The organism is Antarcticimicrobium luteum, assembly GCF_004358185.1.
GTDB lineage: Bacteria > Pseudomonadota > Alphaproteobacteria > Rhodobacterales > Rhodobacteraceae > Antarcticimicrobium > Antarcticimicrobium luteum.
Genome location: NZ_SMUV01000068.1, coordinates 161,016 through 176,405, shown reverse-complemented (window position 1 = coordinate 176,405; position 15,390 = coordinate 161,016). Strand labels below are relative to the sequence as shown.

Below are 15,390 nucleotides of genomic sequence, written 5' to 3'. Positions count from 1 at the left end.
TCCTCGGGGCCGGTTACCGGGATCGGTAGTCGACGCCGGTTGTCGGAGGCGATTGTTGTAGGATTGTTAGATTTGTAGATTTTTTTAGACCGCGAGGCGGTTCAGGGCATACGGTCGAGCAACTCTGGGTATGCGCTGGCGATTTCCTCGGGGAGACGCGCCTTGCCAAAACGCCGGATTACCAGCGTCAGCGGGGTCAGGATGCTGTTTGCGCGATGCTCGGCGTCGCGAAACAGGCGGGCGCTGGTGTAATGGTTCATCCGCAGCAGGGCTGCCGCCTTTTCATACGATAGCATCCGCACCACCGCCCTGGCCCGGATCGAAAGGTTGTCGGGGTCGGCGAACATCGGCTCAAAGAAGAGCATTGCGGCAGTCGAGATGCCGTAGAGTTCGCGTTTGGTCAGGTTCAGGCGATCAAAATCCGCCACCGCGCGCAGCGCCTGAATCTTGAGGGTCAGCGCATAAAGATGCGCCTTGGACCCGTGTGCGACGAGGTTCAGCGCCTGATCGAAACACCGCAGCGCTGCCTCCGTCTCGCCAGCGAAAGCACGGAGCTGGCCGGCGATAACGAGTGAGCCTGCCGGCGCGACGCTGGAGGCCAAGGCCTCCTCCGACAAGGTATGCGCCAGGTCGAAATAACCGCGATCGAGAAAGTGCAACAGCTTGGCCGCCATGATCGCGTACTCTGGTTCGGATTGCACATGCGGCAGCGCGGCGAGGACCAAAGCCTCGATCCGGTCCTCGTCCTCGGCGCGCGTGTCGATACCGGCGCGGAATAGGCGGTGCCCGAAAGAGATATACTTCGAATGGATATGGGTGGCGTAGAGGATCTTGAGGCCGGCATCGCCGGGCTCGACCTCCATCAGGCCGCGCAGCCGCGTCTCGTTCTCCTGCCAGGCCGCCATGGAGCGGTTTTCGAGCTGCGTATTGAGCTTGTCCAGTCGCCGGTCGCTGTCGGTCGCGGCGCCATGGCTGTGGTCCGGCTCGGTCGCGGCCAGGTGTATAAGAACCGGAAGCGGCAAGCCGCTGTCGGTCTCTGTTGCCAGCGTCCGCCAGGTATTGTTGAGCAGCTGCTTCGCGGCGTCGGCGGCGGCAGGGTTGGTCCCGGCCGGTATGTCGGTGGGCAGAGATACGCGCAGGATCGCCAGAATGCGGCCGGTCGGGAAATCGCGCGCGGCGGCGACGCAATTGACCACGCCGCACTCCTCGAAAAAAGACAGCTCGACGGATAAGCTCGGCCTCTGGTCGGCGAAATCGGTCGCCGGCGGACAGTCCGGCGCCAGTGCAACCCGCTGCGCGGGCGGCAGATCGGCGCTCAGGCTGGCGCGCAGGTCGGCGGCGAACCGGTGGGCAAGGCTGTGGCAATCGGACAGATTGTCGAGGCCGCGCAGCGGGCCGACCACAAGGAACGCATCGGCCAGATCGGCAACAACACCGGGCGGCGGCCCGATCCAGACATAGCCTTCGCCGTAGCGGGTCGCGATATAGCGCGGATCGCGAGCGTTGTCCGACAGCTTGCGGCGTAACCGGTTGATCAAAAAGTCAATATTGCGGTCACCCTTGTCCGATCCCGATCCGGTGAGCGCATCGAGGATCTGATCGCGGGTCAGCAGGCGGTTGGGATGTCGGCACAGTATTTCAAGCGCCCGTTTTTCCGAGCGCGTAAAGGTCACCCGCTCTCGGTCTGGCCGCTCGGCGAATGAAAAGTCGGGCGCAAATCTCATATACGTTTTCGGAGAGAGGATGACTTCGTTTGAACAGGCGGCGTGGTGTGGAGGTGTTCAACACTCGCAAGAATTGTTCGCGTCCGTCAAGACGATGCCTTTTGCTGGGCGCCCTGAGGTCATGATCCGGTGGCCAGGACAAGATGGCAGGGAAAGAGCACGCAAAAACGCAATCCATACCCGCCGGCATCCATCAGATCAGCCGGCTTCGGTCAGTGATCGTGGAGCTGATCGGTCGCGTGGCGCTACATCGCCCGGGCCTGCTGTCGGCCGGGCCCGTGGAAGATATGATGAACGGCGAAGATTCCACCTCGCTGCCACCGCCGGAAAGGCCGGTTCCTGCGCATCGCTGACATCTGTTCGGTGCACACCATCACCCTTGCTGGCCCACGCCGAGCTGGATGCCCGGTTACGGGAAATTGACCACTGGCCTTCGCGCCTGCAGCAGATCTGTCGCTGCACCTTGCTCGAATGTCTTTGTTGGGCTGGCTTCCGACCTTCACCGTCCCTGATATGGACGTCAGCGATGCGCAGGAAGCCGCCGGTGCAAAGTTGCGAGCCGGGGTCGTCCTTCGGGGCGTGACCGGCCCGGAGCCGACCTTCGCAAATGTAAACACCCACGGCGCTGTTTCACCAAACCGGCCGTTGGTGCAATGCGCAACATAATCATGGGACGGATCACGGCGCTGCGGACACATGACCCACTGGCAGGCTCACGTCTCGCGGTTGGTGTCCAGCAGGCCTTCGCGCAGGGCGAGGGCAAGCAGTTCCGCCGCGGAATGGACGTTCACCTTTCGCATCAGGTTGGTGCGATGGTTGTCCACGGTCTTGGCGCTGACGCCGAGGCGCGCTCCGATATCCCGGTTGTTGAGCCCTTGCGCGACGAGGTTCAGGATCTGCCGCTCGCGGGCCGTCAAGGTTTCGATACTGCTCGTGCTGTCAAGGAGGTCGCGGACACCGGGCCCGAGAATCCGTTGCCCCGACATCACCTTCGGAATGGACGCCGAAAAGGACTCCAGTTCGTCGCGCTTTAGAAAGATCGCATCCGCGCCCGCACCGGCCAGTTCGCTCAGAAGGCCGGTGGAGGTCATCCCGGAAAACACGATGATCCGAGTTTCCGGCGACCACCGGCGCGCCTCTCCGAAAACCTCGATGCCGCGTGAATAGGGCATGGCGATGTCCAGCGTCAGCAGCGCCGGTCGATGGCTGCGGATCATTGCGATGGCCTCGAGCCCGTCCGAGGCTTCGGCCACCACGTCGAGCCCGGCAGAGGTCAGAATCTGGCGGATCCCCTGCCGAATGAGCGCGTGATCGTCCGCGATGACGGCGGTTTGGTCCTTCATGGCGCTTCTCCGGTCGGTGTGGACGCGCGCGACAGCACTATCTCCGTGTCGTCGTTTGGCACGCAGATGCGGGCCACCGTGCCACGTCCGGGCCAGGATTGCATCTCGAATGCCAGCCCGTGTGCCGCGGCCAGCTCGGTCACGATGGACAGACCCAAGCCGTGGCCGCCCGAGGTCGCCCCGGTTTCCCCGCGCCGGGTCACGCGGGCCAGTTCGGCCAGGGACAGGCCGGAGCCAGTGTCATGCACCTCCAGGCAGAGCGCGGTCGCCGATCGTCGGCATCCGACCAGCACCCGCCCGGCGCCGGCGTGCTGCAAGGCATTGGAAACGAGGTTTCCGACCATGCGCATCAGCGCGAGCGGGTCGGCGACGAGGTCTTTCGTGCAGGCGACCACACGCAGGGCCGTCCCCTGATCGGCGGCCTCGGCGCCGAACATCGCCTCGATGTTCCTGAGGATGATGTCTGCCGTGAACCGTTCCCGGGACCCGCGCGACACCGGGTCGGCATCGCCCGCCCCCAGAGGGGCATTGGCCTCCTCCAGTCCGACCCGCACGATCTCCCTGAGATAGTTGAGACTGGTCTCCACGCCTCCACGTTGTTCGCCCTGTCCCGACAGCGCCATCTGCAGCGATGTCAGGGGTTGGCGGATGTCATGGGCCGCACTGGCGAGCGCCTCGCGGCTCCGATCGGCGGCGCGGGAGGCTTCGAGGCGGTCGTCTTCGGCGCGCCGCAGCGCCTCGGACAGGTAGAGCCGGTCTTCGGACAGGCGCAATTGCTCGCGCAGCGAGTGGTCCCGTTCCCGTCGGGCGGCGCGGATCCGCAGCGCGATGGCGGCAGAGAAGGCCGTGGCCTCGGCCAGAAAGCCAAGCCGTATGGCCACCCCCGCCACTTCCTGCTCGAACAGCCCCTCGGTCAGGTAGCCGGCGACGCCGACCAGAAGCGAGGCCGCCAGCGCGCCGAACCCGAGCAACAGCGTCCCGGCGCCGGCCTGGCCCCGTCGCAGCGCGGCACTCGCAAGCACCACCTGCATGGCGGTTCCGGCCACCACCGCGGCCAGCAGCGCGAACTTGAACCAGATCGACGACAGCAACACCCAGGACAGGGCCGCCAGTGCGGCAAGCGCCGCAATGGTGCCCATGGCGGCCCGGTGAAGCCGCGGGGCATGCCGTGCGGTTTCGGTAAATCGGTCGACGAACAGCGCCCCGAGCGCAACGGACGTGAGCGCGATCATCGCCAGTGCCACGTTGTTGAAGCCGGGGGCATTCGGCCAGACGTATTGAAAGGTGTAGCCCTCGATATGCGTCAGCAGGAGGACACCGCCGAGCATGTAGCTGCCATAGGCCAGGGCCGGTCGCCCATCCAGCCCGTAGAGGTAGACCGTGTTGATCAGCCCCATGCCCAGGACAAGGGCTGTGAGCATCACGATCCAGAGGGTCTCGGATTGGGTCCGGGCGACGAAATGCGGCACCGATTCAACAAAGAGCGGCATCTCGGTGGCCTGGTCGGTGGTATAGGCGATCAATAGGGTCGCCTTCGCCCTTGGCGCAAGGGTTATTTCGGAGACCAGGTGACGATGCGGGATCGGCCGGGCGCCGAACGGGTCCGTGGCGCGGTAGCTCAACAGTGTCCGTGCCGACGCGGAAGGCGCGCCATCCGGCACAAGATGGACCTGCACCAGCTCGGCGACCGGAATGTCGTGGGTCACCCACCACAGGCCCGGATCGGACGAGGTGTTTTCCAGCAGGACACGCACCCAGTACCGCCCGGTGCCGAAGCCGAAGTCGATCAGGTTGCCGGGGACCGGCGCGAACAGCGCGTCGCCCTCGGGGCCAAACACGTCCTCCAGCGTCAAGGCGCGGCTCTCGTCGGCGATGGCGCAGGCATAGGCCCCAAGATTGAGTGAAAACTCCGCCGCATCCGACAGGCGCGCGACACCGCAGCCGCGAAGCCCCTGCGACGAGGCGGGCACTGCAAGACACAGAAGAAAGACAAGCAGCACCGGCAAACCACGCATCGCAAAACGCTACCTTGCGGCCTTGCGTTGCGTCAAGCACACCCGCTTGAAGCGAAGCGTCAGGCACATGTCTCTGTTTTTGGGACCAAATTTCAAGTCCGTCGCTCGAATGAGGTGTTTCCCTCATTCAGTTCCGTCACCCTGTCCGGCTACAACTGACCTGACGGAACGTATTCTCTGCGGGAGACGCGCCATGGGCACCGCCTATTTCTACGACGGCTACTCCGACCACTACAACGACGACATGACCATCGCAAAGGGGCTCAGTACGGTTACGTTCAACCCGTCGGGCGATCCGGCCGGGGCCGAGGTCGAGGCGGTGCGGTTCCGGTTGCACCTTGATCATAACTCCGGAACCAAGGTGGACTTGGGCAAGGTCGACATGTGGATCGTCTCTCCCGACGGCGAAAAGAACAGCATCTATTACAACTGGGATGGCTTTGGCGCGGACGGGGACGACGGAAACGACAGCGACAAGTCGGACGACTACGACATTTCCTTCTGGGGCAGCGATCTGAAATCCAGCATTCTCTTCGGGCTCGACGGCAACCCGGTGAATGGCAACTGGGGGCTGCGGATCGACAACCGGACCGGGATCTCACTCGACCTCAACTATCTGGAGGTCTGGGTCGATTACAACTCGGCCGCCGATCTGCGGGTCAAGGACATCGACATCTCGGGAACGCAGGAGGTCGGTTCGCCGGTGCTGATCGAGGCCTGGATCGAGAACCTGGGCGACCAGTATTACACCGGCAAGGTCGACATCGAGTATCTCGTCAACGGCGAGGTCATCGGCACCAGCGTCCTGCCGGCCGGCTTGGGGGGCGGCAAGGTGAACTATGAAAGCGACCTGCATGTCTTCGACAAGGTCGGGACCAACACCGTGCAGGTGCGCATCGTCGATTCCGGTGACGCGGACACCAGCAACGACAGCCGCTCCGAGAGCTACACCTTCGCCATCGGTGACCGTCCCGACCTGACCGTCAGCGATGTGCGTGTGCTTGGCGGCTGGGACAAGGGCGACACGATCGAGATCCGGCCTTTCATCGAGAACATCGGAACCGAGTCCTGGAACCTGCTGAAAGGCCCGATCAACATCGAGTACATCGTCGATGGCGCCCGCGTCGGCACCGACAAGCTGAGCTGGGGCCTAACGCCGCTGTTCGGGGATTGGGAAAGCTTCGACTACACGCTGACAGAGGACGGGCCGCACACTGTCGAGGTAAAAGTGTCCGGCGGCGATCCCGAACTGTCGACCGCCAACAACAGCTGGTCCGAGGACTTCGGCCACGATCACGACAGCGGCCCGCGGAAGACTATCGTCAATTCGGCCTTCGAGGTAAAGCTCGGCGCCTTCATGGCACGGGCGGTCTACGGTATGGAGAACCTGCCCGAAGACTACCGGTCGACACACGAACTGGCCGAGAACGGGCTGATGGACGATTACCGCGCGTACCTGAAGGCCGCCGAATGGACGGTTCTCGACGACGGCAACGGGTTGGGCGACTATTTCCGCGCCGAGACAGGCGAGGCGTTCTTCTCCACCAATGGGCTATATATCGGCGATTCTGAGGACATCAGAATTTTCACTCGCTATGCCGCGCAAGGGTTGGTGGCCGTCGGCCTCGACCCGGAGGGCAATAAAACCCTGGCGCTGACGTTTCGCGGCACGGATGACAAGGACGCCGTGGACGCCGCCCTGGGGCAGTCCTTTACCGGCAACGGCATCTACAACTACTACGAGGCGATGCGCCCGTTGATCGACGCCGCGATCGGCTATGCGAACGACGACGGCAACAACATCGACAAGGTGGTGGTTTCGGGTCACAGCCTGGGCGGTGCCACGGTGGATCTGTTCACGCTGGTGGATGCCCATCGGCTGCAGTCCGAGCTTGATCTCACCATCGTCTCTCTGGCCTCGGCCGGGCTGCATCATGAGGCCCTGCTCGAAGGCTATACGAAAAAGGGCATGGACGGCCAGTATGACCCCTCGCTGGTGCGCACGATCGAGCTCGGCGGCAGTTTTCAGACCGTGTCCCTGGACGCCCCCACAAGCTACATCGGGCTCTCCTTCACCAATGATCCCGTGACCTTCGACCGCGAGAACCCGACGTCGCTGCCCCTGGTCCCCAATTCGCCCCTGAACGCCAATCAGAACTTCGACAACGGCCTGCGCGCCATCGACCTGCCCAATGTCGCGATGACCGACCCGACGGAATCGTTCAAGCTGGGCGGGTTCGGGGCCGAGCACAATCAGGGGCTCTACTGGGCCATCATGAGCATGGTGGCCGACGATACGCTGGTTGGCCACCTGGACGGCCACAGGGTGATCGCGGGGGAAACCGACTACAGCACCGTCCCGGATTTCGGCGGGACAGAGTTCGAAGTTTTCGGCGACTACATGCGCGCCAAGGACAGCGGATACGAACACGACGCGGATCGAAGGGCGCTCATCGGCAGCGACGCCGATGACTATATCCTCGGGCTCGGCGGAAATGACGAATTGAACGGCAAGGGCGGCGCCGATCTGCTGTCCGGAGGTGCGGGCAGGGACAGGATCCTGGGTGGCGACGGGGACGACATCCTCGCGGGCGGGACCGAAAGGGATTTCCTCGACGGCGGCAAGGGGGCGGATCTGCTTTCCGGCGGGCGCGGCGCCGACAAGATCAAGGGCCGGGGCGGATCGGATCAGCTTTCTGGCGGCGCAGGAGGCGACAGGCTGTCGGGATCCGCAGGCGCGGACACCCTCCTTGGCGGAACCGGCGGCGACACGTTGAAAGGCGCCAAGGGAACCGACGTTCTCTCCGGCGGGCACGGCAAGGATTGGCTCGACGGCGGTGCCGGGAACGACGTTCTGCACGGCGGGGGCGGGAAGGATACCTTCGTGTTTCTCCACGGGTCCGGTCACGACGAGATCGAGGACTTCACGGCCGGCACGGACACGCTTGTCCTTGGCGAGGCGCTGTGGGGCGGCGGGTTGGACGTGCGCGAGGTGCTGGAAACCTACGGGACGGATACCGGAGCAGATGTCGTTCTGGACTTTGGCAAGCAGGACCTGATTCTGCGCGACGTCGGGGACATGTTTGCCCTGACAGACGACATCGTCTTCATCTGACGGGCCCGCGTCAGACAACGTCATGGTTTGTGAAGTGCCCCGCGCTCGCCGATCTCATCACGCGCCTCGAACGGATAGGAAAGGCCGCTTGCCCCGCTTTCCAGTAGACGACACGATCGGCCCGGAGCGGCCGTTCGTCGACGGCCGGAGGCCGCGGCGCAGCATCACAAAAGCGGCCGGTCAGCCCGTTGCAAGGCATGGCATGACCGTCGCTCGAGTGCCGGCTGTGCGGGCCAATCTGCCATTCACTGCGCATGCATCATGGTATCTTCGGCCGGAGAGGGTGAACGAAGGGAGGGAAGCCCGCCCGCTCCGGTGAGAAACGATGCCGCCTGACTACGCGCAGTTGCAGGTCCGCCCGCGCGCTGATATTCATCTCGCGAATCCGTTGGGGTGCCCCGTCTGGGGCTGAGAGGCGCGAGCCAACCCATTGAACCTGATCCGGGCAATACCGGCGTAGGGAACGGAGCAAGATTTGGCGCGCACGACGATGCCCGCCTTTTCTTCCTCCTCCCCTCGCCGGAGGAGGAAGCGACGATGCCACATCAATCCGCACTGACCATCGCGGGCTCCGACAGCGGCGGAGGCGCGGGCATCCAGGCCGATCTGAAGACCTTCTCGGCGCTCGGCGTCTATGGCACGAGCGCGATCACCGCGATCACCGCGCAGAACACCCGCGGTGTCTTCGCGGTCGAGGCGGTCTCGCCCGCCGTGGTCATGGCGCAGATCGCCGCCGTGTTGGACGACATCCCGCCGCAGGCGATCAAGATCGGAATGCTGGCCTCGCCCGAGATCGTCGCCGCGGTCGCCGACGCGATTGCGGGCTACGGTGGCCCGGTCGTGCTCGATCCGGTAATGGTCGCGAAGTCGGGGGACGCGCTGCTGGCCGAGGAGGCCGAGGTCGCGCTGATCGAGAGGCTGCTGCCCCGCGCCGACGTGCTGACGCCGAACCTTCCCGAGGCCGCCCGCCTGTTGCGCTGCGGCGATGCACGGGATGCCGGGGAGACCGAGGCGCAGGGGCGGGCCCTGCTCGGGCTCGGCGCGCGGGCGGTGGTGATGAAGGGCGGCCACGCGGAGGGGCCGAGTTGCATCGATCGGCTGGTGACAGCGTCCGGCGTCGTGGCGATGGAGCAGCCCCGCCTTGCCACGCGCAACACCCACGGCACCGGGTGCAGCCTGTCCTCGGCCATCGCGGCCGAACTGGCCCAGGGGGCCAGTGTCATGGACGCGGTTCGGCGGGCACAGGCTTGGGTGCACGGCGCGATCCGCGCGGCCGACGGGCTGGATATCGGCGACGGTCACGGACCCGTCCACCATTTCCACGAGGTCTGGACATGACGCGGGCGACGGTCCTTGGCGCCGGTGTCGCCGGGCTCTGCGTCGCGACCGAACTGGTCGCCCGGGGCTGCGATGTGAGGGTCTTCGATCCCGCCCCCCGGCCCGGGCCGCATGGCTGCTCCTGGTGGGCCGGCGGGATGCTGGCGCCGTTCTGCGAGGGCGACACGGCGGAAGAGCCGGTGGTCCGGCTGGGCAAACAGGCCGCCGGATGGTGGACGCAGCAGGGGGTGGCCGTGGCGCAACGCGGGACCATCGTCGTGACGCTGGACCGGGACAGGCGCGAGCTTGACCGCTTTGCGCGGCGGGTCGAAGGCCACCGACAGCTCGACGGCAAGGCGCTCACCGCGCTGGAGCCCGATCTTGGCGGCCGGTTCGACCGGGCGCTGCACGTCGAGGACGAGGCGCATCTCGATCCGCGCGTGGCGCTCAACCATCTGCGCGACCGGCTGGAACAGGCCGGCGTCACTTTCATCGCCGCGCCCGGTCGCCCCGATGGCCTGACCTTCGATTGTCGCGGGCTTTCGGCGCGGGACGCCCTGCGTGACCTGCGCGGGGTAAAGGGCGAGATGGCCGTTCTGCGCTGCCCCGATATCCATTTGAGCCGCCCGGTGCGGCTGCTGCACCCGCGCTTTCCGCTTTACGTCGTCCCGCGCGGCGACGGTCTGTTCATGCTGGGCGCGACGCAGATCGAGAGCGATGATCGCCGTCGAAGCGTCCGGTCGGTGCTGGAACTGCTCTCCGCCGCCTACGCGCTGCATCCAGCCTTTGGTGAGGCGGAGCTGGTGGAAATCGGCGTCGATGCCCGTCCCGCCTTTCCCGACAACCTGCCCCGCCTTCGCAGGCGGGGCCAGACGATCCACGTCAACGGCCTCTTTCGCCACGGCTTCCTGCTCGCGCCCGCCCTGGCACGGATGGCGGTGGAGGCGGCCTGTGACGGCACAAAACCGGAGTTCTGGCATGAAGATCACGATTAACGGAACCGCGACCGAGGTGCGGGCCGACACGCTCGCCGCGGTTCTGGACGAACTCGGCTACGGCGGGGCGAAAGTCGCCACCGCCGTCAACGAAAGCTTCGTGCCGGCGGCGGCGCGCGCGCATACGGCGCTGCAGGATCTCGCCGCTGAGGTGCTGGCGGACCGCACTGTCCTGCACGTCACCCATGACGCCGCCGAGGCCGCGCGACTGGGGCACCGCGTCCTGCTGATGACAGGCGAGGGGATTACCAATGTCACCCCGCCCGAGGCCCCCACGCCGCGCCTCTACGATGCGCCCGAAACCCTCGCCTTTCAGGGCCGGTTGCTGCGATTGCTGATGGAGGCGGCGTGAGACGGGCCGCGCGCATGGCCGGCGCCGCGCTTGTGGCCCTGCTGGCCTGGCAGGCGGTGGTCACGCTGGGGGATCTGCCGCGTTTCATCCTGCCCGGTCCGCAGCGCGTTTTCGCCACGCTCTGGGCCAGCCGCGCGCTGATCGCCGAGCATGCTCTGGTCACCGCCATCGAGGTGCTTGTCGGCCTCGGGCTCGGGGCGGCCCTGGGCTTTGCCACGGCGCTTCTGCTGGTCGCCTCGCCGCTGGCGCGGGCGTTGCTGCGCCCGATGCTGGTCTTCAGCCAGGCCATCCCGGTGTTCGCGCTGGCGCCGATCCTGACGCTGTGGTTCGGCTACGGGCTCTGGTCCAAGGTCGCGATGGCGCTGCTCATCATCTACTTTCCCGTCACCTCGGCGTTTTTCGACACGCTGATGCGGGTGCCGTCCGGCTGGCTGGAACTCGCCCGCGTGATGAACGCCACGCCCGGCCGCATACTGTGGCGCGTCCGGGTGCCGTCCGCCATGCCCGGCTTTGCCTCGGGCCTGCGGCTGGCGGCCGTCTATGCCCCCATCGGCGCGATCATCGGCGAGTGGGTCGGAGCGTCCAACGGGCTCGGCTACCTCATGCTGCTGGCGAACGGTCGCGCAAAGATCGACCTCATGTTCGCCGCGCTGATCGTTCTGGCCGTCCTGACGCTCGTCCTCCACGCCGCCGTCGACGCAGTCTGCCGTCGGATGTGGGAGAGCTGAGAGACATTCGTCGTTCTTCGCGGCTTTGGAAGAGTTTCCCGTGAGTGCTGCGGCTGCGATGGACGCTGCAAATTGCCCAGTCGATCTGGGCTCAAAGTGTGAATTCGCCGCGCCAATCAGGAAGGTCCGGTTCGGTTGGAACCGGGGAAACCCGGCGGGTTTCCCCGCCGGGCCCGAGGGGGGAAACCCCGTTCCTCAGAACGGGATCTCGTCGTCGCGGTCGACCAGCTCGGGGTTTTCGTTCTCGGGCGACTTCGGGCGGCTCAGGAAGTCGACCTTCTCGGCGATGATCTCGCAGCCGTAGCGGTCATTCCCCATGCTGTCGATCCACTTGGTGTAGTGGATGCGGCCGTGGACGAGGACCTTCATGCCCTTTTCGCAATGCTCCGCGACCGTCTTGCCGAGACCGTTGAAGCAGGTGATGCGGTGCCATTCGGTGTCCATGACCCGGTAGCCGTTCTCGTCGCGCATCACACGGCCTTCCGAGAGGCGAGGGCGCGAGGTGGCGAGGCTGAAGTTGGTGATCTTGGTGCCGCTCTGGGTGGTGCGGATTTCGGGGGTCTGACCGATGTTGCCGGCGAGGATGACGATGTTCTGCATGATAAGCTCCTGTGTGTCCTGTCTTCGGGACCGTCCCTTCGACAAGACCCGGGAAAAGCCCGTCGGGTGACGCGTGCACGGTGGACGGAACGGACGCCGGAAACCCCCAGAGGACCGGGGTGGCGCGGGCAGCCCCGAAGGGGCAACACGGCCCGGACTGACGCGGGGTTGCGCGCGAGAGCCCGAACGGGATTAGGGGATTGTCAGTCGAAGGGATGGCCCAGAAGACAGAGATGCGCGGGGAGCCCATGCCAGACCATGTCCCCTTGCCAATCGGGACTGTTTGACCCAAAGCCCACCACGCCGCTGGCGGTCAAAGTGGCGATCACCAGCTCTCGCCCCGCCTGCCCTTGCCCGCCGCGGAATGCTTGTTCCTGCCGCGACAGGCTATGATACCGGATCATCCAAGACACGGGACGCACCCGATAGCTGGTTTCGATCTCGGGATGCTGTCGCTCAACGCTCTGCAGAAAATGCAGAAGGAAGTCACTAAGGCGATCTCCAGCATCAAGGAACGGCAGATGGCTGAAACTTGCGCAACGGCGGAGATCTGTGTCGCGATATGAACTTCTCCCCGGCCACCCGAAATCGGTAGAGATTGAAGCCCGGCCATGCAGCTTCGTGTTTCCGGTCGCCTGAGAACTCGAGGCTCACTGAAACCAGCCGTGGGCGCAAACGTCAGGTGAGAGGATCAGCGGCCAAACACGTCATTCGTCGAAGACATCAAGACCTCAAAACGGCTAAACTAAATAGACCATGTCTCGTGAACCTCGCCGCATAATCGAAGAAGTGATCTTTGAGAAATTGGGTCCACTGTCGGCCCGTGATCTTCTCGCCATGCCACGCGAGGGATGGGAGAGCTTGCGGGCTGGCATTACGGACCACCGGAACGGAAAAGACGGCCTAGTGGCCCGGTGCATCGCCTGCAATGGGCAGGTATATATCTCGACCTCGCACGGTCGCCCATTGTTCGCCCACTACCAAGGATCAGATCCGCGTTGTCCTTGGTACTCCGGAAAGAACATGCACCCGGATGACGCACGCGCAGCGCAGTATCGCGGCCAGCAAGAGTCCGAATTGCACCGCCGCATGTGTGAACTCATTGCCGAACTTACCGCGCTGGATGAGCGGTGCGAGGGCACGAAGGTCGACGAGTATCTGCCGCCGACAGAAAGTCAGCACGGGCGTTTTCCGGACGTGCTGGTTGACTGGCGCGGCTTCGGACGCTTCGCCGTCGAATACCAAATGTCGCATACTTTTCAGACCGAAGTGTCGCAACGTTGCATCCACTACGACCGCGAAGGCATTCCGCTACTTTGGGTGTTGTCATCTTTCAATCCTGACCATGTGCCACAGGCAGTTTCAGACGTGGTTCATCGGCACAAAGGCAATGCCTTCGTCCTAGATCAGCAAGCGGTCACCGCATCGCGGGAACAACGCACCTTGGTACTGACCTGCTATTTGTCGAACGGAGTGGGATATGACGTACCCGTTCTGGTCAGGTTCGACTCCCTCACATTCCCTGGATCTGAGTGCCCGTTTCTAGAGGATCGACTTGCGGGACCGCTACTCGAACAGATCAAGTCGAAACGTTTGCCCTATTTCCGCGCTTTGCGAGCGTGGGGTGATCGAATGAACCATCTGCCGTTGGCGGAACTTGAACAGTTCGCGGAACGGCAGCGTATCGACCGCCTTGTTGCTGCCGCGTTTTCCATCGTTGCAGAGGCGGCTGGCAAACCCGAAAACTACGCGAGCGATCATCCAAACATTCGGGCGATGCTAAACACCTTTCAGAACTCTGGTTCACTGGCGCCTTTTGCACGCTTGCTGACTACCCTGATCGAAAACACGTCGCAACGCGTTCTGTTGAAGGGCAAGGTTGGTGAACACCTATACCGATCGATCACCTCTCACAGGCTTGGCCATGTCGAGCAAGTTGATGAGCAATCGCCGGAATGGCGGTTGCTGCGTGACCTTCTGCCGGAGGCGCTCGATCCCTTCGTCCGGCAACGGCTGATCGATGCCGGAGCTTTGCCCGCTTGGGCGTCAGACCATTAGTGAGCAGCCGGGATATTCGGCGTGATCCGCTTGTCGGCCGACGCAGGCGACTGGCGAAGGACCAGGTCCGGAGCCTTGTTCCGAACCAGGGCCCTTTCCGAGACCGTGGGCTTCACGCCCACGGGTCGATCTCACCCACCACCTGAACTTCGTCGCCGTCGATTTCATCGGCGGGGACGGCACCATAGGTTCCATCCCCTGCCTGGAAGACGACGATCGAGACCATGAGCGTGGCGGCGAGGGAGGCGGCGAAAGCGTGAGCATCTTTGCGGGACATCTGTTTGGCTCCTGTCTTGGAGGCGGAGGACCATCCCCCGCGCGACAGGACCCCGCAGGCCCGAAGACTGGCTGACATCACCGGGTGCGTTCGGCTCGTCCGAATCCACCCGGCGGCACGGGCTCGCCCGTAGTCCGACCCCTCGCGGGTTGATCTCGAAGACGGGATTCGGGGCAAGGAAGGGAATGGTGAGCGGGGGATGGTGCGACCGCTGACTGGAGCCGGGTGTCCCGCAGATGCTTTCGCTGCCAGCCTCCCGGGCAGGCTCTTAAGTGAAGATTTCTTTCCGTTTTGGATTGGATCCTATGGTGCCCCGCGATCTCGTGGGAAAGGGTCGTGATGGGTGAGAGGCCCGCGCTTAGGCGGGCCCCCTGAGTTCTAAATGGGCTCATGCAGCAAGCTCCGCGCCCCCTGCCCTATCGCCGTCCTCGCTGCCGACGATCTCGAGCCGCGCGTTGCGATAGCCTTCTTTGGCGATCCAGAGTTCGGCAGCCGTGACAGACTCGGCCAGGTGGAGCAGCTCCGTGCAACCGCCGAAATCCAGCAGGACACGCACCTGCCCGGGCCGTGGTTCCTCAGCGACCTCGAAGGTCAAGGCGCTATCCGCCGAATGCGTTCGCATGATGGTGACGAGAATGACCCCGTCCGAGGAGAAGTTCCCCTCGTGCAGCGTGAACGACGCCGGCGCCGTCCAGGTTCGCGGCGGCTCCTTCTTGACGAGACGGCCGACGCCGTTCGAGCGCTCCCAGGCCGCGAGCTTCTTCGTGAACCGCGCAGGCGGTTTCGGACTGCCGTCCGTATAGCGAATGAGCGCCCCCAGGGGCGCAGTGTCGAGAATGTTGGTTGCAGACATGATTCCTCATCCT

General features: G+C 64.5%; 13 protein-coding genes and 1 riboswitch. Of the genes, 7 read left to right on the top strand and 6 right to left on the bottom strand.

All coding sequences use genetic code 11. The annotated features are described in order from the left end of the window. Nucleotides 1-101: 101 nt before the first annotated feature. Nucleotides 102-1,673, bottom strand: a complete 1,572-nt coding sequence (locus E1832_RS13885; protein WP_165978895.1) for a helix-turn-helix domain-containing protein — start codon at nt 1,671-1,673, stop codon at nt 102-104. Nucleotides 1,674-1,867: 194 nt separating this feature from the next. On the opposite strand from E1832_RS13885, the gene E1832_RS13880 reads away from it, so the two are divergent. Then, nucleotides 1,868-2,077, top strand: coding sequence for a hypothetical protein (locus tag E1832_RS13880; RefSeq protein ID WP_133360356.1), 210 nt, complete (start codon nt 1,868-1,870; stop codon nt 2,075-2,077). 360 nt (nt 2,078-2,437) lie between these two features. Here the strand turns inward: E1832_RS13880 and E1832_RS13875 are convergent, their stop codons facing one another. Together E1832_RS13875 and E1832_RS13870 are read right to left on the bottom strand one after the other, a co-directional pair. Next, nucleotides 2,438-3,067 carry a response regulator gene (locus E1832_RS13875; RefSeq protein WP_133360355.1) on the bottom strand — a complete coding sequence of 210 codons (630 nt, stop codon included), beginning with the start codon at nt 3,065-3,067 and terminating at the stop codon, nt 2,438-2,440. Continuing rightward, nucleotides 3,064-5,082, bottom strand: a complete 2,019-nt coding sequence (locus tag E1832_RS13870) for a sensor histidine kinase (RefSeq protein ID WP_133360354.1) — start codon at nt 5,080-5,082, stop codon at nt 3,064-3,066. The genes E1832_RS13875 and E1832_RS13870 overlap by 4 nt, the downstream gene beginning before the upstream one ends. Nucleotides 5,083-5,275: 193 nt before the next feature. On the opposite strand from E1832_RS13870, the gene E1832_RS22555 reads away from it, so the two are divergent. The 5 genes from E1832_RS22555 to E1832_RS13845 all read left to right on the top strand — a co-directional run bounded on the left by E1832_RS22555 (nt 5,276) and on the right by E1832_RS13845 (nt 11,589). Then, complete coding sequence (locus E1832_RS22555) at nt 5,276-8,197, top strand: hypothetical protein (protein WP_165978894.1); 2,922 nt, start codon at nt 5,276-5,278, stop codon at nt 8,195-8,197. Between the two features lie 379 nt (nt 8,198-8,576). Further along, nucleotides 8,577-8,677, top strand: a riboswitch (TPP riboswitch). A 57-nt stretch (nt 8,678-8,734) separates the two neighbouring features. Beyond that, nucleotides 8,735-9,535, top strand: coding sequence for a bifunctional hydroxymethylpyrimidine kinase/phosphomethylpyrimidine kinase (thiD, locus tag E1832_RS13860; RefSeq protein ID WP_133360353.1), 801 nt, complete (start codon nt 8,735-8,737; stop codon nt 9,533-9,535). Further along, nucleotides 9,532-10,509: an FAD-dependent oxidoreductase gene (locus E1832_RS13855; protein WP_133360352.1), complete on the top strand. Its 978-nt coding sequence runs from the start codon at nt 9,532-9,534 to the stop codon at nt 10,507-10,509. Before thiD ends, E1832_RS13855 begins: the two co-directional genes overlap by 4 nt. Beyond that, nucleotides 10,493-10,861 carry a sulfur carrier protein ThiS gene (gene thiS / locus E1832_RS23275; protein ID WP_133360351.1) on the top strand — a complete coding sequence of 123 codons (369 nt, stop codon included), beginning with the start codon at nt 10,493-10,495 and terminating at the stop codon, nt 10,859-10,861. The genes E1832_RS13855 and thiS overlap by 17 nt, the downstream gene beginning before the upstream one ends. Nucleotides 10,862-10,875: 14 nt before the next feature. Beyond that, nucleotides 10,876-11,589, top strand: coding sequence for an ABC transporter permease (locus tag E1832_RS13845; RefSeq protein ID WP_133360367.1), 714 nt, complete (start codon nt 10,876-10,878; stop codon nt 11,587-11,589). Between the two features lie 195 nt (nt 11,590-11,784). On the opposite strand, the gene E1832_RS13840 is transcribed toward E1832_RS13845, so the two are convergent. Continuing rightward, on the bottom strand, nt 11,785-12,189 hold the full coding sequence (locus tag E1832_RS13840) for a single-stranded DNA-binding protein (RefSeq protein ID WP_133360350.1): 405 nt from the start codon (nt 12,187-12,189) through the stop codon (nt 11,785-11,787). 1,023 nt (nt 12,190-13,212) lie between these two features. Here E1832_RS13840 and E1832_RS13835 point away from each other — a divergent pair. Continuing rightward, the gene (locus E1832_RS13835; RefSeq protein WP_206021057.1) at nt 13,213-14,247 is read left to right on the top strand and encodes a competence protein CoiA family protein; all 1,035 of its coding nucleotides are present in this window, start codon (nt 13,213-13,215) and stop codon (nt 14,245-14,247) included. Between the two features lie 112 nt (nt 14,248-14,359). On the opposite strand, the gene E1832_RS22550 is transcribed toward E1832_RS13835, so the two are convergent. Together E1832_RS22550 and E1832_RS13830 are read right to left on the bottom strand one after the other, a co-directional pair. Then, a complete protein-coding gene (locus E1832_RS22550; RefSeq protein ID WP_010138195.1) occupies nt 14,360-14,524 on the bottom strand; it encodes a hypothetical protein in 165 nt (54 codons plus the stop codon). A 388-nt stretch (nt 14,525-14,912) separates the two neighbouring features. Next, nucleotides 14,913-15,377: a hypothetical protein gene (locus E1832_RS13830; protein WP_133360348.1), complete on the bottom strand. Its 465-nt coding sequence runs from the start codon at nt 15,375-15,377 to the stop codon at nt 14,913-14,915. Nucleotides 15,378-15,390 lie beyond the last annotated feature (13 nt).